We start from the raw sequence: 25,419 nt of genomic DNA, 5'->3' as shown, positions 1-25,419 counted from the left end.
TTTATTGGGATTTGAGGCCGCAATTCTACCGCAGCGCTGACATTCCCTTTAATAATCAATTCCGATCTTTTCATAACCTGTGAGCATTAGAGGGATCCGAAGGTACGCGAGGGTCGCGCGCCAGGCGCGGCTCCGACTATGATCGGGCCTCACCAATCAGGATCAGGGTACGCCGCCACCATGGAGACATCTCAACCGAGCTCGAACAGCAACGCGCACCCGAGCGGCGTCAACGTCGGCCGCAACACTGCGGTGCTGCCGCGCTCGTCGGTGACGACGGCCGACGGCGTGGAACTGCCGCTATACCGCTGGCCGGCGATCGGACAGGCGCGCGCCACAGTCGCGCTGGTGCATGGTCTGGCTGAGCACGCGGGCCGCTATGCGGCACTGGCGGCACGTCTGAACGCGGTCGGCATCGAACTGGTTGCAATCGATTTGCGCGGCCACGGGCACGCACCCGGCAAGCGAGCCTATGTAAAGCGTTTCGACGACTATCTGCTGGATACCCAGGCGCTGCTCGACGAGGCGGCGCAAAGTTGCGTGCCGCTGTTCCTGATGGGACACAGCATGGGCGGCGCGGTGGCCGCGCTCTACGCGATCGACAGACTCGAAGCGACGGGTCGCCGGTTGAACGGCCTGATCCTGTCGAGTCCCGCGCTTGCGCCTGGGCGCGACGTGCCTGGCTGGATGCTCAAGCTAAGCCAGCTCATCAGCCGTCTCTACCCCACCTTTCCGGCGATGAAAATCGACGCCGCGTTGCTGTCGCGTCTTCAGCCTGTGGTGAACGCCAATCGTAACGATCCGCTCGTGCATCACGGTGCGATTCCGGCGCGCACGGGCGCAGAGTTGCTGCTGGCGATGGCGCGTATCGAACGGGGACGGGCGGCGTTGCGTATGCCGCTGCTGGTATTTCATGGCACCGAAGACAAACTCACCGAGCCCGAAGGCAGCCGCGAATTTGGCCAGCATGCGGGGTCGCCGGACAAGACGCTTACGCTGCACGACGGCAGCTATCACGAGACGATGAATGATATGGATCGGGATCGGGTGATCGGTGCATTGATCGACTGGATCGACAGGCGGCTGGTGCGGGCGTGAGCGGCGATGGGCGCCAGCTGTTGCAGAGGCCTCGTTTTCGCAAGCCCTCACTGTTGCGAAGCGCGGTGATTGCGCTCGCGTGATCGGCGACCAATGAGCAAGCCGCTCAGCGTTTCCAGTCCGGCGGGCGTTTATCGATGAACGCCTGCACGCCTTCGAGAGCCGACTCGTCCATCATGTTGCAGGCCATCGTCTGGCCGGCGAGTTGATACGCCGCTTCAATCCCCATCTCGAGCTGACGATAGAAAAGCCCTTTGCCTGCGCTCACCGCTTCGACCGGTTTCGCGCAGATGCTGGTGGCGAGCCTCGCCAACTCCGCATCGAGCGCGTCCAATGGAACCACGCGGTTCACGAGGCCTTGCTGCTTTGCTTGCGCGGCATCGATGAAATCGCCGGTGAGCAGCATTTCAAGCGCCGCCTTGCGCGACAGATTGCGCGATAGCGGCACCGAAGGCGTCGCGCAAAAAAGCCCGAGATTCACGCCGGACACCGCGAAACGTGCGGTGTCCGCCGCGACCGCCAGATCGCACATCGCCACCAGTTGACAGCCGGCCGCCGTCGCAACGCCCTGCACGCGCGCGATCACTGGCTGCGGCAGACGCTGGATCGTCATCATCAGCTTCGTGCAGCGCGCGAATAGCGCCTGGTAATAAGCCAGCGACGGCGCCGCGCGCATCTCCTTCAGATCGTGTCCGGCGCAGAACGCGCGTCCCGCCGCGGCAATCACGACCACGCGTGCGCCGTTGGACTGTGCAATGCCGTTCAACCCATCCTGCAGACCATCAAGCATTGCTTCAGATAGCGCGTTGAACGCGTCGGGCCGGTTCATCGTCAGACTCACGACGCCTTTAACGCCATAGGCATCGTGTTCGATCTCGACCGGCGAGGTGTTGCGGGTGTCGTCGGAATTCACGGCTAGCTCCTCTTCGCTGTGATTGCTTCTGCATTGCTGCAGCGGCGCGCACGCAGCGAGGCTCAGATTCCCGCGAGCGAACGCACGTGAGCGACCACACTGCGCCCAAGCGCCGACAGGTTATATCCGCCCTCGAGACAACTGACGATCCGCCCACGCGCATAGCGTTTCGCGATTTCGCGCATCTGGTCGGTGATCCACGCGTAGTCGTCTTCGACGAGGCCCATGTTGCCGAGGTCGTCTTCGCGATGCGCATCAAAGCCTGCCGAGATGAACAGCATCTCGGGCTTGAATTCATGCAAACGCGGCAGCCACAACATATCGACCGCCTCGCGCACCGCCATGCCTTTCGAACGCGCCGGCATCGGTACGTTGCACATGTTCGGCGCCTGGTTGTCCGCGCCGGTGAATGGATAGAACGGATGCTGGAAGATGCTGCACATCAGCACACGCGAGTCGCCCGAAAAGGCCGCCTCGGTGCCGTTGCCGTGATGCACGTCGAAGTCGATGATCGCCACGCGCTGCATACCGTGCACGTCGAGCGCGTGACGTGCGGCGATAGCGACATTGTTGAAGAAACAGAAGCCCATTGCGCGTGCCGGCTCCGCATGATGGCCGGGCGGCCGTACGCTGCAAAAGGCATTGTCGTAACGGCCTTCGATCACCGCGTCCGTCGCCGCTACCGCAGCGCCCGCCGCGCGCAACGCCGCCTGCCAGGTATGCGGGTTCATCGTCGTATCGGGATCGATCTCGGCGATGCCCTCAACGGGCGAACGGCTGCGGATGTAATCGACATGCGCCTGAGTATGCACGCGCAGCAGCGCGGCTTCGTCGGCGAGCGGCGGCGACTCGCGCTCGATCAGCGAGTCGATGCGGCTCGCGATCAGTTGATCTTCGATTGCCTGCAGGCGCGCCGGACATTCGGGATGCCATTGCCCCATGTCGTGCAGCAGACAATCGGCATGAGAATAAAAGCCTGTTGCCATGGTTCTCTTCTGCGGCGCGGCTTCTTTGAAGCGCGCGCTGCGTGTCTCCATCCAGGGGGCGCGCGCCCTTGGCGCGCCAACATTTACGAAGTTACCACACGATGTCGCGATAAACGTGGCCATGACGTTGCAGTGACGTAACGGGCACGGTTTTGCGGAAGGCGTCGGGTATACTGCCCCGAACCAATTTACCTGTCTCTTTCGCCCTGCCTCCTTGCACACTATGACCGTCAAGCTTGCTCTGTCCGCACGAAACCGGCTACGCATCAGCACGCTGGCCACCGCATTGGCTGTTGCATCGTGCATGATCATGGCAACCAGTCCGGCCGTCGCACAAAGCGTCGGCAAAAAGCCGCCGGTACTGGTTGCGCAAAGCCAGCCACAACCGGCTGCGCAGCAAGGGCAAACATTCGAAGAAGAGATCATCCCGCAGCGCTACGCGAACAATCCCGACGTCAACGTGTTCATCGACGACATGGTCGCGCGCTACGACTTCGACCCGGCCACGCTGCACGCGCTGTTTGCCAGCGCGAGCTATTCGGCGACCGCGGTGAAACTCGTCACGCCGTCGGCGTCGCCCACGGTCAAGAACTGGCGCGTGTATCAGTCGCGCTTCCTCGACCCGGTCCGCATCAACGCGGGTGTGCGCTTCTGGCGCGCGAATCAGGCGACGCTACAACGCGCGTACGAGGAGTTCGGCGTGCCACCGGAGGTGATCGTCGGCATCCTCGGGGTGGAGACGATTTATGGCCGCTTCATGGGCAACTTCCGCGTGCTCGACGCGTTGACCACGCTCAGCTTCGACTACCCGGCTACGGCTAATCGCGGAGATCGTCAGGCGACCTTCCGCAAGAATCTCGAAGACTACCTGGTATGGACGCGCGATTCGCAAATCGATCCGACCACGGTGCTCGGGTCGTACACCGGCGCGATTGGCATTCCGCAGTTCCTGCCGAGCAGCATCGTCAAATATGCGGTGAGCTATGACGGTAACAAGCAGATCGACCTGCGCACGAATCAGGCGGACGCGATTGGCAGCGTGGCGAACTATCTGCGTCAGAACGGTTGGGAAAGCGGCCGGCCGGTGGTGTGGAAAATCGGCTCCGACGCGGGCAGCCTGGGGGTGGCGCAAGCGGCTGCCGACGGCCAGCCTGAACCGCGCTGGCCGCTCTCGCAGTTGCTGCGCGCCGGCTTGCTGCTGAACCAGCCGGATGTGGATGTCGCTGCGGAAGCGGGTACGCCGGTGACGGTGGTGGATCTGCCGTCGCCGGGACGCGGCACCGAGTTCGTGCTGGGTCTGAAGAACTTCTATGTGTTGACGCGCTATAACCGCAGCTTCTTTTATGCGCTGGCGGTTTATCAGTTAGGCCAGCGTGTGAAGGAACAGATGCAGGCTAGTGATGCAGCAAATGCGATCAGCAACGGGGCTTCGTCGTCGGGCGGGGCATCGCAATAGTTTGCGATGCGAGCGCCGGATGCACGTTAGGCGCGAGTGGCATTGAAAAAGCGCCGGTCAGTTAAAAACTGACCGGCGCTTTTTTTGGCTACCTTGCTGTGAGCACCAGCGTCACTGGCTCACGCGGGGAACACCCCGGTCGACAGATAACGGTCGCCACGATCGCAAACGATGAACACGATCGTCGCATTCTCAACCTGGCGCGCGATACGCAGCGCCACTTCACAGGCCCCGCCTGACGAAATGCCGGCGAAGATCCCTTCAACCGATGCCATGCGCCGCGCCATTGCCTCAGCAGCGGCCTGGCTCACATTCTCGACGCGGTCCACGCGGCTGCGGTCGAAAATTTTCGGCAGATAAGCTTCCGGCCATTTGCGGATACCCGGAATACGCGACCCCTCTTCCGGTTGCGCACCGATAATCTCGATCGCCTGATTTTGCGTTTTCAGATAAGCGGACACGCCCATGATCGTGCCGGTCGTTCCCATCGACGAAACGAAGTGCGTGATGCGCCCTTCGGTGTCGTGCCAGATTTCCGGGCCCGTGCCTTCGACGTGCGCCGCCGGGTTATCCGGATTCGCGAACTGGTCGAGGATGATGCCCTTGCCTTCGCGCTGCATCTGCTCGGCCAGATCGCGCGCGTATTCCATGCCGCCGGTGACGGGCGTCAGAATGATCTGCGCGCCATACGCCGCCATGCTCTGACGGCGTTCCACCGACAGATCTTCCGGCATGATCAGAACCATCTTGTAGCCACGGATCGCTGCCGCCATGGCAAGCGCGATACCGGTGTTGCCGCTGGTCGATTCGATCAGCGTGTCGCCCGGCTTGATACGCCCGCGCGCTTCGGCTTTCTTGATCATCGACAACGCCGGGCGATCTTTCACCGACCCCGCGGGATTGTTCCCCTCGAGCTTCGCAAGGATCACGTTATTGCGGCTGCGGATTTCGTCGTCGGGGAGCCGGACGAGTTGCACGAGCGGCGTATTGCCGATCGTATCTTCAATCGTTTTGTAAGCCATATCGGTTCTGGTGCTGTCGCTGCGGGGAGTCTGCAATCCGTCGATTCTAAACTACCGTGCTCGTGACTGCCGGGCGGCCCTTCTGCCTGCATGGATGCAGGAGCCCGCCAACGGCTTACGCAAAGCGCTGCGTGGGCGCATAGAAACACCTTCAAGCTAAGCGGGAGCGCAAAAAGCCCGCGGCTGAGTACCGCGGGAGCCAGTCATTTGCATGACAGCTGAAGGAGTGTGCTGATCCACTCCGACCATGAAGGGGGAAACAAACGGCAACGGGCTGCGTATGCAGATAACCAGGCCTGCGCACGCAGCCCAGTTCAGGCTATTTCTTGACCGTCACCGTGGGATTGGCTTTGGACGCATCGGCCGAAACGGTCGTGCCTTTGGCCTGTGAAGACGCCGCAGTCTGCGCGTTAGCAGCCGCGCCAGCCGGACCGACAGCGAGACCCTCCGCCTGCAGGCGCTCGACGGTATGCCCGCCCATGCCCTTGACGCGCTTGCCGAGGTCGGCCGGGTCTTTGAACGGACCATGCGCTGTGCGTTCGTCGAGAATGGCTTTGGCTTTGGCCGGACCAATGCCCTTGATGCCGCGCAGCGCATCTTCATTAGCCGTGTTGACGTCGACCGCCGCGTACGCGTGACCGAAGGCGGCGAGCATTGCCGCGGTAACCAGAATTTTTCGAAACATATGGAATCTCCCTCGTACAACCGGTTGGCGACCATCACCAACCGGGAGATTCCAGTTTAAAGAGGTATCCGAATTATTTACACCTGGCCGAACAGCCAACGTACGTATCGATCGACACCTTCCTGCACGCTCAAAAACGGCGCGTCGTAACCGGCTGCGCGCAGCTTCGACTGATCGGCCTGGGTGAAGCATTGATACTTGCCGCGCAACGCGTCAGGGAACGGAATGTATTCGATCAGACCACGCTGCACCTGCTCCGCCAGCGACAACGCCGGCTCGTTGTTCAACGAACGCAGCGTGTTGACCACCGTGCTGGCGATGTCGTTGAACGGTTGCGCGCGGCCACTGCCCAGGTTGAAGATGCCTGACTTGTCCGGGTTGTCGAAGAAGAACAGGTTGACCTTCACGACGTCTTCGATCGAAACGAAGTCGCGCGTTTGCTCGCCCGCTGCATAACCGTTGTACTCGCCGAACAGCTTGACTTTGCCGTCAGCGCGAAACTGGTTGAAGTTGTGAAATGCGACCGACGCCATGCGCGCTTTGTGCGTTTCTCGCGGCCCGTACACGTTGAAGTAACGGAAGCCGGCAATCTGGCTCTTCGCGGTGGGCAACACGCGGCGAACCACCTGGTCGAACAGGAACTTCGAATAACCGTACACGTTCAGCGGCTGCTCGACTTCGCGCTCTTCAACAAAGCGGCTCGACCCGCCATACGTCGCCGCCGACGACGCATACAGGAACTGGATGTTCTGCGCCTGGCAGACATCGAGCACCTCGCGGCTATAGCGGAAGTTGTTGTCCATCATGTAGCGGCCGTCGGTTTCCATCGTGTCTGAACAGGCACCTTCGTGGAAAATCGCGCGCACTTTGCCGAAGTCGCCGCGCCTGAAGCGCTCGACGAATTCGGTCTTGTCGAGATAATCGTCGATCTCGCAATCGACCAGATTCTTGAACTTGTCCGCGCGTGTGAGGTTGTCGACGGCAATGATGCGTTGTTCGCCGCGCTCGTTGAGCGCCTTCACGAGATTGCTGCCGATAAAACCGGCCGCGCCGGTGACGATGAGAGTCATGGTGGTCCTGCTGTAATGGGTTTCAGTTGACGCCCCGCGGATTCTTTTTTACGCCGCCCGACGGCGCGTAACGAAAGAACCCGGCGGACCGCATCAATGAAAGAGTTCGTCGTAGTCGACGGTGGCGGTACCGAGTTTGCCGACCACGATACCGGCTGCGCGATTCGCTAACCCGACCGCTTCGACCAGCGTGAGACCCGCGCCCAGCATGGCCGCGAGCGTGGCGATCACGGTGTCGCCGGCACCCGAGACATCATACACTTCGCGTGCTACGGCCGAAGCGTGCAGGATGCCGTCGTCGGAGAAGAGCGTCATGCCCTCTTCCGAACGCGTCAGCAACAACGCCTTGAACTGCAAATCGGCGCGTAGTTTCGTCACCCGCGCGATCAGGTCTTCTTCGGATTTCCATTGACCGACGACTTCACGCAATTCGGCGCGATTCGGCGTGATCAGCGTCGCGCCGCGATAGCGCTCCCAGTCGTCGCCCTTCGGATCGACCAGCACCGGTTTGCCTGCGGCATGCGCTTTCGCGATCATCTGCGTGACGTGCGTCAATCCGCCCTTCGCGTAATCGGACATCAGAATCACATCGTGCGACGGCAGCAATTCGTCGAAACGCGCGAGACCCGCGAGCAGCACTTCGTGCGCCGGCGAGTTTTCGAAATCGACCCGCAGCAGTTGCTGCTGACGCGACAACACGCGCAATTTGATCGTGGTGAGCAACGCCGGATCGCGTTCGAGATGCGGCGTGACTCCGCTCTCGCCGAGCAACTGGACGATGCGCTCGCCTGGCTCGTCATGGCCGACCACGCAGAGCAACCCGGCTTGCGCGCCCAGCGCGACCGCGTTGCGCGCGACGTTCGCCGCGCCGCCCAGGCGATCCTCCTGACGCTGCACATGCACCACAGGCACCGGTGCTTCCGGCGAAATACGATTCACGTCGCCGAACCAGTAGCGGTCGAGCATCACGTCGCCGACCACCAGCACGCGCGCTGCGCCCAGTTGCTGGCGCGGCACCACGGTGAGCTCGGGTGCCGGTGTGGGCGCAGAGGTCGCGGGCACGGCGTCAGGCATCGGCCGGAAGTTCAGAGGGTTGGGCATAAGGGCGTCCAATCGAGTGATAGTCGATGCCGAGTTCGGTCATCGCGTCCGGTTCGTACAGGTTGCGGCCGTCGAAAATCAGCGGCGACTTCAGTACCGATTTCAGATGCGCGAAATCGGGACTCTTGAATTCTTTCCACTCAGTCACGATCACCAATGCGTCGGCGGCCGTGAGCGTTTCATCCTGCGTGCTCGTGAAAGTGAGGCGCGCGAGCTGCTCCGGCGCCGCGTGCAGATCCATCGCGAACACACGGCGTGCTTCCGCTACGGCGACCGGGTCGTACGCGCGCACGTGGGCGCCGCGCGCCAGCAATTCAGCGATCACGCGACGGCTCGGCGCTTCGCGCATGTCGTCGGTATTCGGCTTGAACGCGAGGCCCCACACGGCAAACGCGCGACCGCTCAGGTCTTCGCCGAGCTTCGCCGTGATCTTCTGGACCAGCACGTCCTTCTGCTTGTAGTTCACTTCCTCGACTGCTTCGAGAATGCGCAGGTTGTGGCCGCTTTCGCTCGCGGTGCGGATCAGCGCCTGCACGTCCTTCGGGAAGCACGAGCCGCCGTAGCCGCAACCGGCATACAGAAAGTGATACCCGATGCGCGGGTCCGAGCCGATCCCGCGCCGCACCGATTCGATATCCGCGCCAACGCGATCCGCCAGATTCGACATCTCGTTCATGAACGAGATGCGCGTGGCGAGCATGGCGTTAGCGGCGTATTTCGTGAATTCGGCCGAGCGCACGTCCATATACAGCGTGCGTTCGTGATTGCGGTTGAACGGTGCGTACAGGCGCTTGATCATTTCGCGCGCGCGCTGGCCGGCTTCGTCTTCGTCGACCCCCAGCACGATGCGGTCGGGACGCATGAAGTCGTCGACCGCTGCGCCTTCCTTCAGAAACTCCGGGTTCGACACCACCGAGAAACGGTGCTGTTCGCTGTTGGCAAGACCCCGCTTGGCCAGCTCTTCTTCGACCACCGCGCGCACACGCTGCGCGGTGCCGACCGGCACCGTCGATTTGTCGACGATGACCTTGAAGCCGTTCATCGTGCGGCCGATGTTGCGGGCCGCTTCGAGCACATATTGCAGATCGGCCGAGCCGTCTTCATCAGGCGGGGTGCCGACCGCGATGAATTGCACGTCGCCGTGCGCCACGCTCGCTTCGATATCGGTCGAAAACGTGATGCGGCCGGCCGCACGCGTGCGGGCGATGATTTCCTGCAAGCCCGGCTCGTGAATCGGCACGCCGCCGTTATTGAGAATTTCGATCTTGCGCGGATCGACGTCGAGGCAGAACACGTCATTGCCGATCTCGGCGAGACACGCGCCAGTGACGAGGCCCACATAGCCAGTGCCGATGATGGTAATTTTCATACGCTTTCCGCTAGAAGGTTTCGGTGATGATGCCGATGATGAAACCGTGGCAAATTCTGCCCGCGCCTGCCAGGCCACCGTCGCGCTGCCTATGGCACGCCGATGCAGCTCTGCGCGACGGCCGCACGGGTCAACGCCGGCGCGGTCGCAGTGGTCACATCATGTCGCCCGGGTCAGCTCGACGCCGCAATCGGTTCGACACGGCGGGGAGCGTAGGTCTCCCAACCGCTACAGCCAGGGCATTGCCAGTAAAAAAGCCGCGCCCTGAAACCACAATTCTGGCACGTATAGCGGGGCAGATTTTTGGTGCGCTGACGGATCAGCGTGCGCATCAGTTCGAGTTCGCTGCGGCGCGGCTCTTCGGCGACGGCCTGCTGCGCTTCGAGCAAACGCGTCATGCCGGCCAGATTCGGCGACTTCTGCATCTGCGCGCGTGCCAACGCGTGCGCTGCTTCAGGCCCGCGCAACGATGCGACATGCTGATAGGCGACGTCGAGCAGATCGTTCGTCGGATGACGGTCCACCCAGGTCGTCAGCAGATCGGCGCCTTCCTGCGCGCGGCCCAGTGCCTCATAAGCCTTCATCAGCTTTTCCGCGACGAGCGGCAGATAGGCCGGATTCTGTTCCTCGACGCGTCGCCACTGCGTGATCGCCGCTTCCTGAGCGCCACCCGCGGCGTCGACGTCGCCGAACAGGATCGTGGCGCGCACGTTGGTCGGATTTGCCTTGAGCGCCAAGCCGAGTTGACGGCGAGCCTCATCAGCGTTTTTCTGCTGCAACGCTTCCTGAGCGAGTTCGCAATGGAACTGCGCGATTTCCTTGTCGAGCGATTCGGCGCCCATCGTTTCGAGATGACGGGCGGTGTCGATCGATTTCACCCAGTCCTTCTCGATTTCGTAGATGGTGAGGAGCGCGCGTTGTGCGCCTAGCGCATAGTCGCCGGTTTCGAGCGAGCGGAACGTCTCTTCCGCCCGATCCAGCAGACCCGCCTTCAGAAAGTCCTGACCCAGTTCGTATAACGCGTGGTCGCGCTCGGTAACCGGCAGGTCGGCCCGGCTCAGCAGATTCTGATGCACGCGGATCGCGCGATCCGTTTCGCCGCGCCGACGGAACAGATTGCCCAATGCGAAATGCAATTCGATCGTTTCGGGATCGAGTTTGACCACTTCGATGAACGCGTCGATTGCCTGATCGGGTTGCTCGTTGAGCAGGAAATTCAGGCCGCGGAAATACGAACGCGGCAGGTTTGCGCTCTCGGACAGCAGCGTCTTGAGGTCGTAGCGCGCAGCCATCCAGCCGAACGCAAACGCGACGGGTATGACGAGCAGCCACCAGAAGTCTAGATCCATGCGATAAATGCAAAAGTGCCGGGAGTGCCGGAAAGCGGGAACGGAAAGCCGCGCTCAAACCGCGCGGCAGAAGAAATATCAGATCAGCGGCGGCATGGGCGGTTGTTCGACCACGACCGGCGTTTCACGCGCCACGCGCAACTCGCGTTTGAGCCGGCCATTCTCCATGCGCAAACGCACCACGGCAGGCATGGCCGACACCAGCCCGGCCAGCAGCCCCACGACAAAAAACGCGAGGCCAATCAGGATCAAAGGCGCCGACCACGCATAGCCAGCGAGGAAATTCAGCGTAGCAGGTTGTGTATTGGAGAGTGCCAGCACGAGCAGCAGCACGAACACCAGCACACGGATCAACCAGACGATAAATTTCATGAGTAGGTCTCTTGACGGCAATTGCGGAGTGACGCCGGCCTGATGACGCGTCGCGCCAGGGGTGTTGCCCGCGCCGAAGTGACCCGTATTGTAATTGAAGCCCTCGCGGCTGGGCAGGAACTGGCGGATTGCGGCCTTACACGAGATGATTGTTGCCAGGAGCGCACACAGACGAAGGCGTCGATAGCCATGCCGCCTCTACACCGGCCGGCTCAGCACGGCGTAACAGTGGGCGCCATCCCCGATTTGGAGAATACCAGTCGAAACGTACAGACGAAAAAAAAGCGCCCGAAGGCGCTTTTTCTGGTCTTTTGCCGACTGTGGCTTTGGCCGCTGACGCTACCAACGCTACGCTGCAAACCACACAGCGAAGCATTTACAGATCGTCATCCGGCTCTTCGGCCTTCAACGGCTCACCCGCGCGGCGATCTACCCGCTCACGCAATTCCTTGCCCGGCTTGAAGTGCGGTACGTACTTCTCAGGTACCAACACCTTCTCGCCCGACTTCGGATTACGTCCGACGCGGGAGGGACGGCGGTTGAGGCCGAAGCTGCCGAAGCCTCGAATTTCGATGCGATGACCGTTGGCAAGTGCCTCCGACATCGCATCAAGCATCGTCTTCACCGCGAAATCCGCATCTTTAAGAACAAGCTGCGGAAATCGCGTAGCCAGCTGGGCGACCAATTCCGATTTGGTCATACTGCAGCAGACCTCTCAGGCTTACTGGTTCTGGCCGTCGAGCTTGGCCTTCAGCAGCGCGCCGAGGTTCGTCGTGCCGGTGGCAGCCGAGCTCGAGTCCGACGAAGCCAGGCCGCGGATCGCTTCCTGTTGCTCAGCCGAATCCTTGGCCTTGATCGACAGGTTGATACCACGCGACTTGCGATCGATGTTGATGATCATCGCGTTGACCTTGTCGCCTTCCTTCAGCACGTTGCGAGCATCTTCCACGCGGTCTTGTGCGATTTCCGAAGCGCGCAGGTAGCCTTCGACTTCCGTCGACAGCTGAACCACTGCACCCTTCGCGTCCACCGTCTTGACCACGCCGTCGACGATCGAACCCTTGTCGTTCATTGCAACGAAGTTGCTGAACGGGTCGCCTTCGAGCTGCTTGATACCCAGCGAAATACGTTCTTTCTCGACGTCGATGCCGAGAACGATCGCTTCCACTTCGTCGCCCTTCTTGTACTTGCGAACTGCTTCTTCGCCCGTTTCCGACCACGACAGGTCCGACAGGTGAACCAGACCGTCGATGCCGCCCGGCAGACCGATGAAGACGCCGAAGTCGGTGATCGACTTGATTGCGCCTTGCAGCTTGTCGCCCTTCTTGAAGTTGCGGCTGAAGTCGTCCCACGGGTTCGGCTTGCATTGCTTCATGCCGAGGCTGATACGGCGGCGGTCTTCGTCGATTTCGAGAACCATGACTTCGACTTCGTCGCCCAGCTGCACAACCTTCGACGGTGCAACGTTCTTGTTCGTCCAGTCCATTTCCGATACGTGAACCAGGCCTTCGATGCCCGATTCCACTTCGACGAATGCGCCGTAGTCGGTGATGTTGGTGACCTTACCGAACAGGCGCGTGCCCGACGGGTAACGGCGCGAGATGCCTTCCCACGGATCGTCGCCCAGTTGCTTGATGCCCAGCGAAACGCGGTTCTTCTCTTGGTCGAACTTGAGGATCTTCGCGGTAACTTCCTGGCCAACCGACAGAACTTCGCTCGGGTGACGCACACGACGCCATGCGATGTCGGTGATGTGCAGCAGGCCGTCGATACCGCCGAGGTCCACGAACGCGCCGTAGTCGGTGATGTTCTTCACCACGCCTTCCACGATCGCGCCTTCCTTCAGCGTTTCGAGCAGCTTTGCGCGCTCTTCGCCTTGGGTCGCTTCGATCACAGCACGGCGCGACAGCACGACGTTGTTACGCTTGCGGTCGAGCTTGATAACGCGGAATTCCAGCGTCTTGCCTTCGTACGGGGTCGTGTCCTTGACCGGACGCGTGTCGACCAACGAACCCGGCAGGAATGCGCGGATGCCGTTGACCATGACGGTCATGCCGCCCTTGACTTTACCCGTGATCGTGCCGGTCACGAGTTCGTTGTTGTCGAGAGCCTTTTCCAGCGACAGCCACGAAGCCAGGCGCTTCGCCTTGTCGCGCGACAGGATCGTGTCGCCATAGCCGTTTTCCAGCGCGTCGATCGCGACGGAAACGAAGTCGCCCGCCTGCACTTCTACCTCGCCCGCGTCGTTCAGGAACTCTTCGAGCGGGATGTAGGCTTCGGACTTGAGACCAGCGTTGACGACCACGAAGTTGTGGTCAACACGCACGACTTCGGCGGAAATCACTTCGCCGGCGCGCATGTCTTGCTTGGTCAGCGACTCTTCGAACAGAGCCGCAAAAGATTCGGTATTCGGGGTAGAGGTTTGCAGGTCGGACATAAAAATCAAAATTTGCATGGTGCTCGCGGTGCCCGGCTGGCCGGAAGGGTCAGCAACAACGGTCAAGAAAGCGAATGCCACGCGGGGTTAAGGGGTTAATACAACGCTTCGCGACAATCGCAAAGCACCTACTGACAACGGACTTCTACTGCGCCCACCGCTGATTCAAAACACCTGCTTTGATCAGCTTTGCGGGACTAAAGCTTCATACCACTGCACCACCTGCTCGACCGCCTGGTCGACTGACAATGCGGAGGTATCAAGCAGCTTTGCATCCGCTGCGGGCTTGAGTGGCGCGGCTGCGCGCTGACTGTCACGCTCATCGCGCTCACGCAAATCCCGGAGCAAGTCATCCATATTAGCAGAAAATCCTTTTTGGATCAATTGCTTATACCGGCGTGCCGCGCGGGCCTCGACGCTGGCGGTCATGAACACCTTCAGCGCGGCGTCCTGGAAGATCACGGTGCCCATATCGCGACCATCGGCAACCAGTCCTGGCTCCTTGCGGAAGGCCCGCTGACGGGCCACCAGAGCGGCTCGCACGGGAGCGTGGACGGCAATGGCCGACGCCCGGCTGCCGACTTCCTCTGCGCGAATTTCCGCCGACACATCGACGCCGTCGAGCTGCGCCAACCCCTCTCGAAAGGTGATGTGGAGCTCGTCGATCAGTTTGACAAGGGCGTCTGCGTCGTGCTGCGCAACGCCGTAGCGGATACTCGCCAGCGCGGCCAGCCGGTACAGCGCGCCGCTATCCAGAAGGTGAAAGCCGAGGCTCGCGGCTACCAGCGCTGCCACAGTGCCTTTGCCGGAAGCACTCGGGCCGTCGATCGTAATGACGGGCGTCTGGTGAAAGGGACGGGTCGGTTTCATCGAAAAAGTCGCACGTCAGTCGATTCAGGGTTGAGCGAGCGCGGTGAAGCGCTCGAAATAATCGGGAAACGTCTTGCCGACGCACTTCGGGTCGTTGATCCGGATCGGCACGCCGCCCAGGCTCACCAGCGAGAAGCACATCGCCATACGGTGATCGTCGTAGGTATCGATCGACGCGTTCGGAATCAGCTTTTCAGGCGGCTCGATGACGAGATAGTCTTCGCCTTCCTGCACTTTCGCGCCAACCTTGCGCAACTCCGTGGCCATCGCGGCCAGACGGTCGGTCTCCTTCACGCGCCAGCTGGCGATGTTGCGCAACGTGGTCGCGCCGTCCGCGAACAGCGCAGCGACCGCGATCGTCATGGCCGCGTCGGGGATCAGGTTGAAGTCCATGTCGATCGGATTGAGCTTGCCATTGTCGTTACCGACACCGCGCACTTCGATCCAGTCGTCGCCCATCTGCAGGTTCGCGCCCATCTTGATCAGCGCGTCGGCGAAACCGACGTCGCCCTGGATGCTCGCACGGCCCACGCCTTCCACTTTCAGCGGACCGCCGCCCAGCGCGCCGGCAGCGAGGAAATACGACGCGGACGACGCATCGCCCTCGACCATGATCGTGCCCGGCGACTGATACCGCTGTCCCGCCGGCACAATGAACTGATGCCAGCCGTTGCGCTCGACCTCGATACCGAAGCGCGCCATCAGCTTGATGGTGATCTCGATATAGGGCTTCGAGATCAACTCGCCGTCAACCTGCACCGTGCTCACACCGCTTTCGGTGCGCAGCAGCGGTAGCGTCATCAGCAGCGAGGTCAGGAACTGGCTCGACACGTCGCCGCGCACGCGGATCGGTGCGTCGGCGGTAATTTGCGCGGGGCGAATCCGCAGCGGCGGATAGCCTTCGTTCTCTTCATAGTCGACCTTTGCGCCGATCTGCCGCAAACCGTCGACCAGGTCGCCGATCGGCCGCTCGTGCATGCGCGGCACGCCATGAATCCGGTAGTTGCCACCGTTCACCGCCAGCGCCGCGGTCAGCGGACGGACCGCCGTGCCCGCGTTGCCAAGGAACAAATCGGCCGAGCGCGCGGTAAATGCGCCGCGCGTGCCGGTCACGACACAGGTGTCGCCGTCACGCTTCACGCGCACACCCAGCTTCTCGAGCGCGTCGAGCATCACGCGGGTGTCGTCGGAATCGAGCAGGTTCGTGATCGTCGTTTCGCCTTCGGCAAGCGCCGCCAGCAGCAACACCCGGTTCGAAATGCTCTTCGAGCCAGGCAGACGAACCGTGCCGGACGCACGAGCAAATGGTCCGAGATCGAGGAATTCCATGATTGAGTCCAGTTCCGGTTATTTCGATGCGTCGCTCGGGGCGACGCTAGCTGCACGTTGTTCCTGCCACTCGGTGCGCGCAACGCGTGAGCGCGCAAACACGGCTTCGAGCGCGGCGCCGTCGGCGGCCTCGATTGCCGTGCGCAGGCGCGCGAGCACGGCCGTGTACGCGTCGAGTTCGTCGAGTAACGCGGCGCGATTGGCGACACACACGTCGCGCCACATTTCCGGGCTCGACGCGGCGATCCGCGTAAAGTCGCGAAAGCCGCCCGCGGCGAACGAGAATTTCAGCGCCGCGTCGGGTGAATTGAGAATCTGTTCGACCAGCGCGAACGATAAAACGTGCGGCAAATGGCTAACCGACGCGAACACGCGGTCGTGCTGCTCGGCCGTCATTTCGCGGACGAGCGCGCCAGTTGCCCGCCACATCGATGCGACGCGTTCGACTGCTTGCGGCGTGTTCTCCGGCAGCGGACACAGCACGACATTGCGGCCCACATACAGATCGGGCAACGCGGCATTCACGCCACTCGATTCGCGTCCGGCAATCGGATGCCCCGGCACGAACTGGCCGATCCGCGTGCCGAGCGCCGTACGGGCCGCCGCAACCGCGTCCGATTTCGTACTGCCCGCGTCGGTGACGATCGTGCTGGCGTCGAGAAACGGCGCGATGCGTTCGAGCAACGGCAGCGTCTGCGCGACCGGCGCGGCCAGCAGCACGAAGTCGGCGCCGGACAGCGCGTCGCGCAACGCGGCATCGTCATTCAACGCCGCGGCGGCGTCGATCACACCCAACTCGAGCGCACGCTCGCTCGATGCCGACGAACGCCCGACGCCGATCACGGTGCGCTTGCCGTCGGCTTCGTCACGCTCGCGCAACGCGCGCGCGAGCGATCCGCCGATCAGGCCGACACCAAAAATCACCAGCTTAAAAAAAGAAAACGCGGCCACGTCGATCACAAAAAAAGCGCACCGTTCATACGCCGCGGCGCGCGGGTCAAGGGTTGCCGCTTACGCGGTGGCGAGCGTCTTTTCGAGCGCCGCGAGGAATGCTGCGTTTTCTTCCGGCAGGCCGATCGTGATGCGCAGCCATTGCGGCAAACCGTAATTGCCGACCGGACGCACGATTACACCCTGCTTCAACAATTCCAGATTCACGCGATTGCCGGCAGCAGCGTCATTGCCCACGCGGACCAGCACGAAGTTACCGTCCGACGGCACGTACTCGAGACCCAGCTTGTCGAATGCTTCGGTCAGGAGGCGATAGCCTTGCGCGTTCAACGTCGCGCTCTTTTCGAGAAACGCCTTGTCGTTCAGCGCGGCGATCGCCGCGGCTTGCGCCAGCGTGTTCACGTTGAACGGCTGACGCAGGCGGTTCAGCAAATCGGTCAATTCAGGCTGCGCGATCGCAAAACCGACGCGCAGCCCCGCCAGACCAAACGCCTTCGAGAACGTACGCGACACCAGCAGATTCGGATAACGGCGCACCCATGCAATCGAGTCGTAGCGCTTCTGTTCCGGCAGATATTCCGTATAGGCTTCGTCGAGCACCACGACTACGTGGCGCGGCACCTTGTCGAGAAACGCTTCGAGCTTCGGGCCTTCGATAAACGTGCCGGTCGGGTTGTTCGGATTCGCCACGAAGACGAGCCGCGTGTCGTCGGTAATCGCGGCCAGCATTGCGTCGAGATCATGACCGTATCTGAGCGCCGGCACGACGATCGCGCGCGCGCCGACGCCTTGCGTGGCGAGCGCATAAACCGCGAACGAATACTGCGAGAAGACGATCGACTGACTCTTTTCCACGAGCGCATGCGCGGCGATTTCGAGAATGTCGTTGCTGCCGTTACCGAGCGTGACCCATTCGGCCGGCACGTCATAACGCCCGCTCAACGCGGCTTTCAACTCGAATCCGTTCGAATCCGGATAGCGGCCGAGTTCGCTGGCGGCCTGCGCGATCGCGTTTTTCGCCGAATCAGGCATGCCCAACGGATTCTCGTTCGACGCCAGCTTCACGATGCTCGCTTCGTCCAGACCAAACTCACGGGCCACTTCCGAAATCGGCTTGCCGGCGATGTAAGGTGCAATCGCGCGCACGTAGGAAGGACCGAAAGACGCTGTCATGACTATCTCCGAACAACTATGAATTAATGATGGTGCGGCTGGGTGGCCTCGCGCCGCCCGAATCCCGTTGCGTGAATCGCATTGTTCGCGGCGCGCATGCACGCCGCCTGCTCCACTGCCCGGTGATCTGTTACCGGGCGCGCGGATACGAACCCAGTATTTTCAGGAACTCGGCTTTTTCGCTGAGTTCGTCGAGCGCGGCCGACAAGGCCGGATCGTCGCGATGGCCTTCGACGTCGATATAGAAGTAGTACTCCCACGTGCCCACGCGCGCCGGTCGCGACTCGAAGCGGGTCATCGACACGCTATGCCGCGAGAACGGTTCCAACAGTTTGACCATCGCACCCGGTTCGTTCGCGACCGACACGATCAGCGAAGTCTGGTCGTAACCGCTCGGGCCAGACGGCTGCTTGCCAATCATCACGAAGCGCGTGCGGTTATGCGGATCATCCTGAATAAGCGCGTTGACCACTTGCAAACCATAATGGATCGCCGCGCGGTCCCCTGCGATTGCCGCAACCGTCGGATCTTCGGCCGCCATGCGCGCAGCCTCGGCATTGCTCGACACTGCCTGGCGCTCCAGATGCGGCGCGTTCGTCGACAACCAGCGCTGACACTGGGCAAGCGCCTGAGCATGCGCGCACACGCGCGTCACGCCAGTCAGACCGCCGTTCAGCGTCAACAGATTGTGGTGAATCGGCAAAGCCAGCTCGCCGCCGATCGTGAGTTGCGTTTGCAGCAGCAGATCGAGCGTGCGCGACACCGCGCCTTCGGTTGAATTCTCAACCGGCACGACGCCGAACTCCGCGGCGCCCGCTTCGACAGAGCGAAACACTTCGTCGATTGACGGACACGGCAGACCTTCGATCGATTGACCGAAGTACTCGTGCATGGCCTGCTCGCTATACGTGCCGATCGGCCCGAGATACGCGGCCTTAATGGTCTTTTCGAGCGCACGGCTCGCCGCCATGATTTCGCGCCAGATCGCGCTGATATGCTCGCTCGCGAGCGGCCCTTCGCTCATGTCCTGCAGACGCGCGATCACCTGCTGCTCGCGCTCCGGACGGAACACCGGCGCGTTGAAATGCTTCTTGACCTCGCCCACTTCGAGCGCCACAGACGCACGCTGGTTCAGAAGAGCGATGAGCTGCGCGTCGAGCGCGTCGATGCGCTCACGCAGAGGTTTGAGTCGGGTATTAAGTTCGTCGTCCATGCGTGAAAACGGTCCTGCCGGGTAACTGCTGAAAAGGATACGCACACCTGTCAGTCAATCTGACTCAGGCGTTGCGCTGTTCGAATTCCTTCATGTATTCGACGAGCGCTTTGACGCCTTCGAGCGGGACGGCGTTATAAATCGACGCCCGCATGCCGCCGACGGACTTGTGGCCCTTTAGCTGCACCATTCCCCGGGCTTTCGCGCCGGCCAGGAAATCATCGTTGCGCGATTCGTCTGCGAGGAAGAACGGTACGTTCATCCGCGAGCGCGAACCACGTTCGACCTTGTTCAGATAGAAGCTGCTCGAATCGATTGCGTCGTACAACAGCTTCGACTTCTCGAGATTGCGCGCTTCCATCGCGGTAAGGCCACCCTGCTTCTTCAACCACTTGAACACCAGCCCGGCGATGTAAATCGCATAGGTGGGCGGCGTGTTGTACATCGAATTGTTTTCAGCGACGGTTTTCCATTCGAACGCCGACGGGCAGATGGCCTGCGCGCGATCCAGCAGATCTTCGCGCACGACCACCACCGTGACGCCAGCCATGCCGATGTTTTTTTGCGCGCCGCCGAACAGCACGCCGTATTTGGCGATGTCCATCGGGCGCGACAGGATATGCGACGAAGCGTCCGCGACCAGCGGAATGTCGCCGAGGTCGGGAATTTCGAAGGTCTCTACGCCGTGAATCGTTTCGTTCGTGCAGAGATGCACATAAGCGGGATCATCCGACAACTGCCACTCGGCGCGCGCTGGCGCGCGCGTGAAACCGTCGGCGGTCTGACCGCTCGCGGCCACATGCACGGTGCCATACTTCTGCGCTTCCTTGACCGATTTCTGCGACCACGAACCGGTGACGACGAAATCCGCGCGCGACTTCGAGCCAAACAGATTCATCGGCACGATCGCATTTTCGCCGAGACCGCCACCCTGCAGGAACAGAATGCGATGGCTCGCCGGCACGTCAAGCAGGTCACGCAGATCAGTCAGCGCTTCTTCGTGGATCGACATGAATTCTTTGCCGCGATGGCTCATTTCCATCACGCTCATGCCACTGCCTTGCCAATCGAGCATTTCGTCGGCTGCCTGGCGCAGCACTTCTTCGGGCATGGCCGCCGGACCGGCTGAGAAATTAAAGACGCGCATCGTGAAATCCTGGAAGCTGGCGCGAAACAAGAAAGATCGCGCAAAAGTCGGCGAAGGTGGCAACCGGAAGGCCACCACGATGAAGCTGGCCACGTGAGTCTGACGACGCGGGGTTCGTTAGCGCGGAATATTCAGAACCGAATCTGCCGCAGCGACTTTTCCGAATTTTCGAAAAATTTCGCGTCGAAAAAGAAAATGGCCGTCTGCGCGTGTGCGCAAACAGCCATTATCGCATTGTCATCGCCAAGCCGCCAAACCCGGTACGCCGCACGACTTACCTGGCATACCTTTCAAATGGCGGCTGGCGCGACGTCAGCGCAGCCTTTCGACCTCGTGCTTACTTGGCCGGCTTGACCGCAGCGACTTCCTTGTCAGCCTGGTCACGCGTTGCCTTGATCGATTCCGGCATGTACTTTTGCATCAAGCCGTTCACGACATCGCGGCCAACCTGGTCTTGGACCTGGATGAACTTGCGGCCGGTCGGGCTCTTGTAGAACGCCGTCAGATCCTTGATTTCCGACGTGCTGTAGTACTTCGCGTAAGCGTCGTACTGAGCTTGCATTGCGTCCTGACGGAAGCCGTCGGTCGCGAACACTTGACCTGCGCCGTCAACCAGCTTCGGCACCGCGTTCTTTTGCAGTGCCGGGACGGAAGCCTGCTTCTGCTTGTCCGTCATCGTCTTGTTTTCGCTCAACGCGTCCGACAGGATGGCCGGAACCAGTTGCTTGGCTTGCATTTGCGCGCTGTTGCCGATTGCGCCAACCAGCTTCTGTGCGTCGATTGCGTCCAGCAGGTCCTTGATGGCCGCCTGCTTGGCCGGATCAACCGGTGCTGCGGCAGCAGCCGGAGCCGCCGGAGCCTGGCTTTGCAGAGCTTGAGCCATAGCGAAGGTCGGCACGAGGGCAGCCAGCAACATCAGCTGTTTGAATCGTTTTTGCATCATTACTCCCTGAGAGAAATTAACTTGAACTGCGCGCCGCGCAGGATGTGCGCGGGACCTATGCAGATCCGACACGCCAAAATTCCTGCGCAGCTTAGCTTTCAACCATTAACTGAGACTGAAACTGCCGACGCGATCAGGCTGCGCCACCGTCTTCACCGCCGTTGTCGCCTTCGGCAGGACCTTCGGCGTCACCCTCCACATCACCCTCTGCTTCCGCCTCAGCAACCTGTTGCAGACCGGAAAGCTTGGTCCCTTCGTCAAGGCTGATGAGTGTAACACCTTGGGTTGCGCGGCCCATTTCCCGAATTTCCGACACGCGGGTACGAATCAGCACACCCGTATTGGTGATCAGCATGATCTGCGCTTCCTGATCCACCAGTGTGGCCGCGACGACCTTGCCGTTACGCTCCGACGTCTGGATCGCGATCATGCCCTTCGTGCCGCGCCCGTGACGCGTGTACTCGATGATCGGTGTGCGCTTGCCGAAGCCGTTTTCGGTCGCCGTGAGCACCGACTGCTGCTCGTCGCCGGCCACCAGCAATGCGATCACGCTCTGCCCGTCTTCAAGCTGCATGCCACGCACGCCACGCGCTTCGCGGCCCATCGGACGCACGTCGTTCTCGTCGAAGCGAACCGCTTTACCCGAATCCGAGAACAGCATGACGTCGTGCTGACCGTCGGTGATCGCTGCGCCGATCAGGTAATCGCCGTCATCCAGACCGACCGCAATAATACCTTTGCGCAACACGCGGCCAAAGGCTTCCAGCGGCGTCTTCTTTACCGTTCCTAACGCAGTGCCCATAAAGACGAATTTGTCGGCCGAGAATTCCTTGACCGGCAACACGACCGTAATCTTTTCGCCTTCCTGCAACGGGAAGATATTGATGATCGGACGGCCCCGCGAGTTCCGCGAACCTTGCGGCACTTCATAGACTTTCACGCTATACACGCGACCGCGATTCGAGAAGCACAGAATGTGATCGTGCGTGTTCGCGATGAACAACGTGTCGATCCAGTCGTCCTCTTTCATCGCCGTGGCTTGCTTGCCGCGCCCACCGCGCTTCTGCGCGCTGTACTCGGACAACGGCTGCGACTTCACGTAGCCCGCATGCGACATGGTCACGACCATTTCCTGCGGCGTGATCAGGTCTTCGGTGTTCAGCTCGGTTGCGTTCAGCTCGATCTTCGAGCGGCGCGCGTCGCCGAATTCGGCTTTGATCGACGTGAGTTCGTCGACGATGATGGCCGTAATGCGTTCCGGGCGAGCCAGAATGTCCAGCAGGTCGGCGATCTGCGCCATCACTTCGCGGTACTCGCCGATGATCTTGTCCTGCTCCAGACCCGTCAGGCGTTGCAGACGCATCTGCAGAATTTCTTGAGCCTGGGTGTCGGACAAACGGTAGAGGCCGTCAGTCTGCATGCCGAACGACGGATTCAGACCGTCAGGACGGTAAGCCTCGCGACCACCCGCCGACGCATTATCCGTCTCGGCGCGCGCCAACATTTCGCGCACCAGCGACGAATCCCACGGACGCGCCATCAATTCCTGCTTGGCGATAGGCGGAGTCGGCGCAGCTTTGATGAGCGCGATGAACTCGTCGATATTGGCGAGCGCAACCGCCAGGCCTTCGAGCACATGACCGCGTTCGCGAGCCTTGCGCAGTTCGTATACAGTGCGCCGCGTCAGCACTTCCCGGCGATGCGACAGGAAGCACGACAGCATTTCCTTCAGGTTCAGCAGCTTCGGCTGGCCGTCGACCAGCGCGACCATGTTCATGCCGAACGTGTCCTGAAGCTGGGTCGCCTTGTACAGATTGTTCAGGACGACTTCCGGCACTTCACCGCGCTTCAACTCGATCACCACCCGCATGCCGCTCTTGTCGGACTCGTCGCGGATGTCGGAAATGCCTTCGAGCTTCTTCTCGTTGACCAGTTCGGCGATGCGCTCCAGCAGCGAGCGCTTGTTCACCTGGTAAGGCAATTCGTCGACGATGATCGACATACGCTGGCCGCGGTCGATTTCCTCGAAGTGCGTGAGCGCGCGCATCACCACACGGCCGCGGCCGGTGCGGTAACCATCACGCACGCCCGCGACACCGTAGATGATGCCGGCGGTCGGGAAATCGGGCGCCGGAATGATCTCGATCAGTTCGTCGATCGTGGCTTCCGGGTTTTTAAGCAGATGCTGGCACGCGTCGACGACCTCGTTGAGGTTGTGCGGCGGAATGTTGGTCGCCATACCGACCGCGATACCGGACGAGCCGTTGATCAGCAGATTCGGGATGCGCGCGGGCAGGATGGCCGGTTCGTTTTCACTGCCGTCGTAGTTCGGCGTGAAGTCGACCGTTTCCTTGTCGATATCGGCGAGCAGTTCGTGGCCGATCTTCGCCATGCGGATTTCGGTGTACCGCATGGCCGCGGCGTTGTCGCCGTCGACCGAACCGAAGTTGCCCTGACCGTCCACCAGCATGTAGCGCAGCGAAAAGTTCTGCGCCATCCGGACGATGGTGTCGTAAACAGCCGTGTCGCCGTGCGGGTGATATTTACCGATAACGTCGCCGACAATACGCGCCGACTTCTTGTAAGCACGGTTCCAGTCGTTGTTCAGTTCGTGCATCGCGTACAGCACGCGCCGGTGTACCGGCTTCAGGCCATCGCGAACATCGGGAAGCGCACGCCCCACGATCACGCTCATCGCGTAATCGAGATACGAACGGCGCATTTCCTCCTCTAGGGAGATTGGCAGAGTCTCTTTGGCGAATTGATCCATTATCCGTATCTTTTACGTGCCAAGACGCGGAACTAACCGCGCCTTCGCGTAAGCATTGCAGGCGCAATACATCACGCGATTCTAACATGCCGCGAATCCGCTCCCGCCGAGGGTACGTATACCTATTAGCAGGACGTCTTGGAGAGGCGTCTGGAGTCACCATTTTTTACATCTTCAGGCTCGATTCGTGCGTAGGGCAATCCGCCGCTCAGCCAAGACTGGCGGCGCCTCCGGCCGATTGCTTCTGTTGCGCATGCACCACAATTAGAGGGTGAATTGATCGGGGACGGATTTTTTTATCGTCGGAAGGGAACGATATGGCAAAATGCCAACGCACAAAGAGTTAGACGCTGCTCGAAGTCTACACACGACGTTTTTTGTTCTGCACCAATGTTATACTTCGAGCAATGTATGACTTGTCTTCGTCAACAGGCTCGCAGTAAACCTGCGGTAATCTCAATTTCGAGAGGAGAAATATGAATAAACTTTCAAAGCTCGCGTTCATTGCAGCTACCGCGGTTATGGCTGCATCCGCCATGGCACAGTCGGTGCCGGCGTCGCGACAAGCTACGAACGATAACTGGGTGAATGGTACCGGCGAATACGTGTGGATGAACGGCACGAACGAACTTTGCTGGCGCGATGCATTCTGGACGCCGGCAACTGCCAACGCAAAGTGCGATGGCGCGCTGGTTGCTCAGGCTCCGACCCCGCCGGCTCCGGTTGCACCTGCTGCACCGGCTATCTCCAGCGAAAAGATTACGTATCAAGCTGACACCCTGTTCGACTTCGACAAGGCAATCCTGAAGCCGGCTGGCAAGGAAAAGCTGGACGAACTGGCATCGAAGATTGGTGGCCTGAACCTGGAAGTTGTCGTTGCAACGGGTTACACGGACCGCATCGGTTCGGTAGCTTACAACGACCGTCTGTCGCTGCGTCGTGCACAAGCTGTCAAGGCATACTTGGTCAGCAAGGGCATCGAATCCAACCGTATCTATACGGAAGGCAAGGGCAAGCGTAACCCGGTTACCACGGGTTGCAACCAACGCAACAAGAAGGCACTCATCGCCTGCCTCGCACCGGATCGTCGCGTGGAAGTCGAAGTGGTCGGTACCGCAAAGCAGTAAGCTTTCAAGTACCGCAGCCTCAAAAGCCCCGCTTTGGC

22 protein-coding genes are annotated in these 25,419 nt (G+C 61.0%); 3 read left to right on the top strand and 19 right to left on the bottom strand.

Annotated elements, in window-relative coordinates:
- The first annotated feature begins 180 nt into the window (after nucleotides 1-180).
- Complete coding sequence (locus LMG28727_RS23965) at nucleotides 181-1,098, top strand: alpha/beta hydrolase (protein WP_201644805.1); 918 nt, start codon at nucleotides 181-183, stop codon at nucleotides 1,096-1,098.
- A 106-nt stretch (nucleotides 1,099-1,204) separates the two neighbouring features.
- On the opposite strand, the gene LMG28727_RS23960 is transcribed toward LMG28727_RS23965, so the two are convergent.
- Nucleotides 1,205-2,011 carry an enoyl-CoA hydratase gene (locus tag LMG28727_RS23960; protein WP_201644804.1) on the bottom strand — a complete coding sequence of 269 codons (807 nt, stop codon included), beginning with the start codon at nucleotides 2,009-2,011 and terminating at the stop codon, nucleotides 1,205-1,207.
- 62 nt (nucleotides 2,012-2,073) lie between these two features.
- On the bottom strand, nucleotides 2,074-2,997 hold the full coding sequence (locus tag LMG28727_RS23955; protein ID WP_201644803.1) for a histone deacetylase family protein: 924 nt from the start codon (nucleotides 2,995-2,997) through the stop codon (nucleotides 2,074-2,076).
- A gap of 223 nt (nucleotides 2,998-3,220) precedes the next feature.
- On the opposite strand from LMG28727_RS23955, the gene mltB reads away from it, so the two are divergent.
- Nucleotides 3,221-4,453: a lytic murein transglycosylase B gene (gene mltB, locus LMG28727_RS23950; RefSeq protein WP_201644802.1), complete on the top strand. Its 1,233-nt coding sequence runs from the start codon at nucleotides 3,221-3,223 to the stop codon at nucleotides 4,451-4,453.
- A gap of 119 nt (nucleotides 4,454-4,572) precedes the next feature.
- Here the strand turns inward: mltB and cysM are convergent, their stop codons facing one another.
- The 17 genes from cysM to gyrA form a co-directional block, all read right to left on the bottom strand.
- Nucleotides 4,573-5,475: a cysteine synthase CysM gene (cysM, locus tag LMG28727_RS23945; protein ID WP_201644801.1), complete on the bottom strand. Its 903-nt coding sequence runs from the start codon at nucleotides 5,473-5,475 to the stop codon at nucleotides 4,573-4,575.
- 319 nt (nucleotides 5,476-5,794) lie between these two features.
- Nucleotides 5,795-6,160: a ComEA family DNA-binding protein gene (locus LMG28727_RS23940; RefSeq protein WP_201644800.1), complete on the bottom strand. Its 366-nt coding sequence runs from the start codon at nucleotides 6,158-6,160 to the stop codon at nucleotides 5,795-5,797.
- Nucleotides 6,161-6,237: 77 nt separating this feature from the next.
- Nucleotides 6,238-7,230: an ADP-glyceromanno-heptose 6-epimerase gene (gene rfaD / locus LMG28727_RS23935; protein ID WP_201644799.1), complete on the bottom strand. Its 993-nt coding sequence runs from the start codon at nucleotides 7,228-7,230 to the stop codon at nucleotides 6,238-6,240.
- A gap of 93 nt (nucleotides 7,231-7,323) precedes the next feature.
- Nucleotides 7,324-8,331, bottom strand: coding sequence for a D-glycero-beta-D-manno-heptose-7-phosphate kinase (rfaE1, locus tag LMG28727_RS23930; RefSeq protein WP_236592312.1), 1,008 nt, complete (start codon nucleotides 8,329-8,331; stop codon nucleotides 7,324-7,326).
- Nucleotides 8,297-9,700, bottom strand: a complete 1,404-nt coding sequence (locus LMG28727_RS23925) for a UDP-glucose dehydrogenase family protein (protein WP_201644798.1) — start codon at nucleotides 9,698-9,700, stop codon at nucleotides 8,297-8,299. Before LMG28727_RS23925 ends, rfaE1 begins: the two co-directional genes overlap by 35 nt.
- 173 nt (nucleotides 9,701-9,873) lie before the next feature.
- Entirely contained in the window at nucleotides 9,874-11,049 is a 1,176-nt protein-coding gene (gene lapB / locus LMG28727_RS23920; RefSeq protein ID WP_201644797.1) for a lipopolysaccharide assembly protein LapB, read from the bottom strand.
- Between the two features lie 78 nt (nucleotides 11,050-11,127).
- Nucleotides 11,128-11,421: a LapA family protein gene (locus LMG28727_RS23915; protein WP_074765089.1), complete on the bottom strand. Its 294-nt coding sequence runs from the start codon at nucleotides 11,419-11,421 to the stop codon at nucleotides 11,128-11,130.
- Between the two features lie 376 nt (nucleotides 11,422-11,797).
- Nucleotides 11,798-12,121 (bottom strand): integration host factor subunit beta, encoded by a 324-nt coding sequence (locus LMG28727_RS23910; RefSeq protein ID WP_007180889.1) that lies wholly within the window; start codon nucleotides 12,119-12,121, stop codon nucleotides 11,798-11,800.
- Between the two features lie 21 nt (nucleotides 12,122-12,142).
- Nucleotides 12,143-13,876, bottom strand: coding sequence for a 30S ribosomal protein S1 (rpsA, locus tag LMG28727_RS23905; protein WP_106283263.1), 1,734 nt, complete (start codon nucleotides 13,874-13,876; stop codon nucleotides 12,143-12,145).
- Between the two features lie 165 nt (nucleotides 13,877-14,041).
- Nucleotides 14,042-14,728 carry a (d)CMP kinase gene (cmk, locus tag LMG28727_RS23900; RefSeq protein ID WP_201644796.1) on the bottom strand — a complete coding sequence of 229 codons (687 nt, stop codon included), beginning with the start codon at nucleotides 14,726-14,728 and terminating at the stop codon, nucleotides 14,042-14,044.
- 24 nt (nucleotides 14,729-14,752) lie between these two features.
- A complete protein-coding gene (aroA, locus tag LMG28727_RS23895) occupies nucleotides 14,753-16,057 on the bottom strand; it encodes a 3-phosphoshikimate 1-carboxyvinyltransferase (RefSeq protein ID WP_201644795.1) in 1,305 nt (434 codons plus the stop codon).
- An 18-nt stretch (nucleotides 16,058-16,075) separates the two neighbouring features.
- The gene (locus tag LMG28727_RS23890) at nucleotides 16,076-17,017 is read right to left on the bottom strand and encodes a prephenate dehydrogenase (RefSeq protein WP_201644794.1); all 942 of its coding nucleotides are present in this window, start codon (nucleotides 17,015-17,017) and stop codon (nucleotides 16,076-16,078) included.
- A 51-nt stretch (nucleotides 17,018-17,068) separates the two neighbouring features.
- Complete coding sequence (gene hisC, locus LMG28727_RS23885) at nucleotides 17,069-18,181, bottom strand: histidinol-phosphate transaminase (RefSeq protein WP_201644793.1); 1,113 nt, start codon at nucleotides 18,179-18,181, stop codon at nucleotides 17,069-17,071.
- Between the two features lie 130 nt (nucleotides 18,182-18,311).
- Nucleotides 18,312-19,394, bottom strand: coding sequence for a prephenate dehydratase (gene pheA / locus LMG28727_RS23880; RefSeq protein ID WP_201644792.1), 1,083 nt, complete (start codon nucleotides 19,392-19,394; stop codon nucleotides 18,312-18,314).
- A gap of 64 nt (nucleotides 19,395-19,458) precedes the next feature.
- The gene (serC, locus tag LMG28727_RS23875; RefSeq protein WP_201644791.1) at nucleotides 19,459-20,541 is read right to left on the bottom strand and encodes a 3-phosphoserine/phosphohydroxythreonine transaminase; all 1,083 of its coding nucleotides are present in this window, start codon (nucleotides 20,539-20,541) and stop codon (nucleotides 19,459-19,461) included.
- A gap of 337 nt (nucleotides 20,542-20,878) precedes the next feature.
- The gene (locus tag LMG28727_RS23870) at nucleotides 20,879-21,481 is read right to left on the bottom strand and encodes a DUF2059 domain-containing protein (RefSeq protein ID WP_201644790.1); all 603 of its coding nucleotides are present in this window, start codon (nucleotides 21,479-21,481) and stop codon (nucleotides 20,879-20,881) included.
- Nucleotides 21,482-21,617: 136 nt separating this feature from the next.
- Entirely contained in the window at nucleotides 21,618-24,254 is a 2,637-nt protein-coding gene (gene gyrA, locus LMG28727_RS23865; RefSeq protein WP_201644789.1) for a DNA gyrase subunit A, read from the bottom strand.
- A 476-nt stretch (nucleotides 24,255-24,730) separates the two neighbouring features.
- Here gyrA and ompA point away from each other — a divergent pair, with 476 nt between their 5' ends.
- Entirely contained in the window at nucleotides 24,731-25,381 is a 651-nt protein-coding gene (gene ompA, locus LMG28727_RS23860) for an outer membrane protein OmpA (protein WP_201644788.1), read from the top strand.
- Nucleotides 25,382-25,419: the final 38 nt, after the last annotated feature.

This window comes from Paraburkholderia metrosideri, from assembly GCF_904848625.1.
GTDB lineage: Bacteria > Pseudomonadota > Gammaproteobacteria > Burkholderiales > Burkholderiaceae > Paraburkholderia > Paraburkholderia metrosideri.
This window is presented reverse-complemented; position numbering and strand designations above follow the sequence as displayed.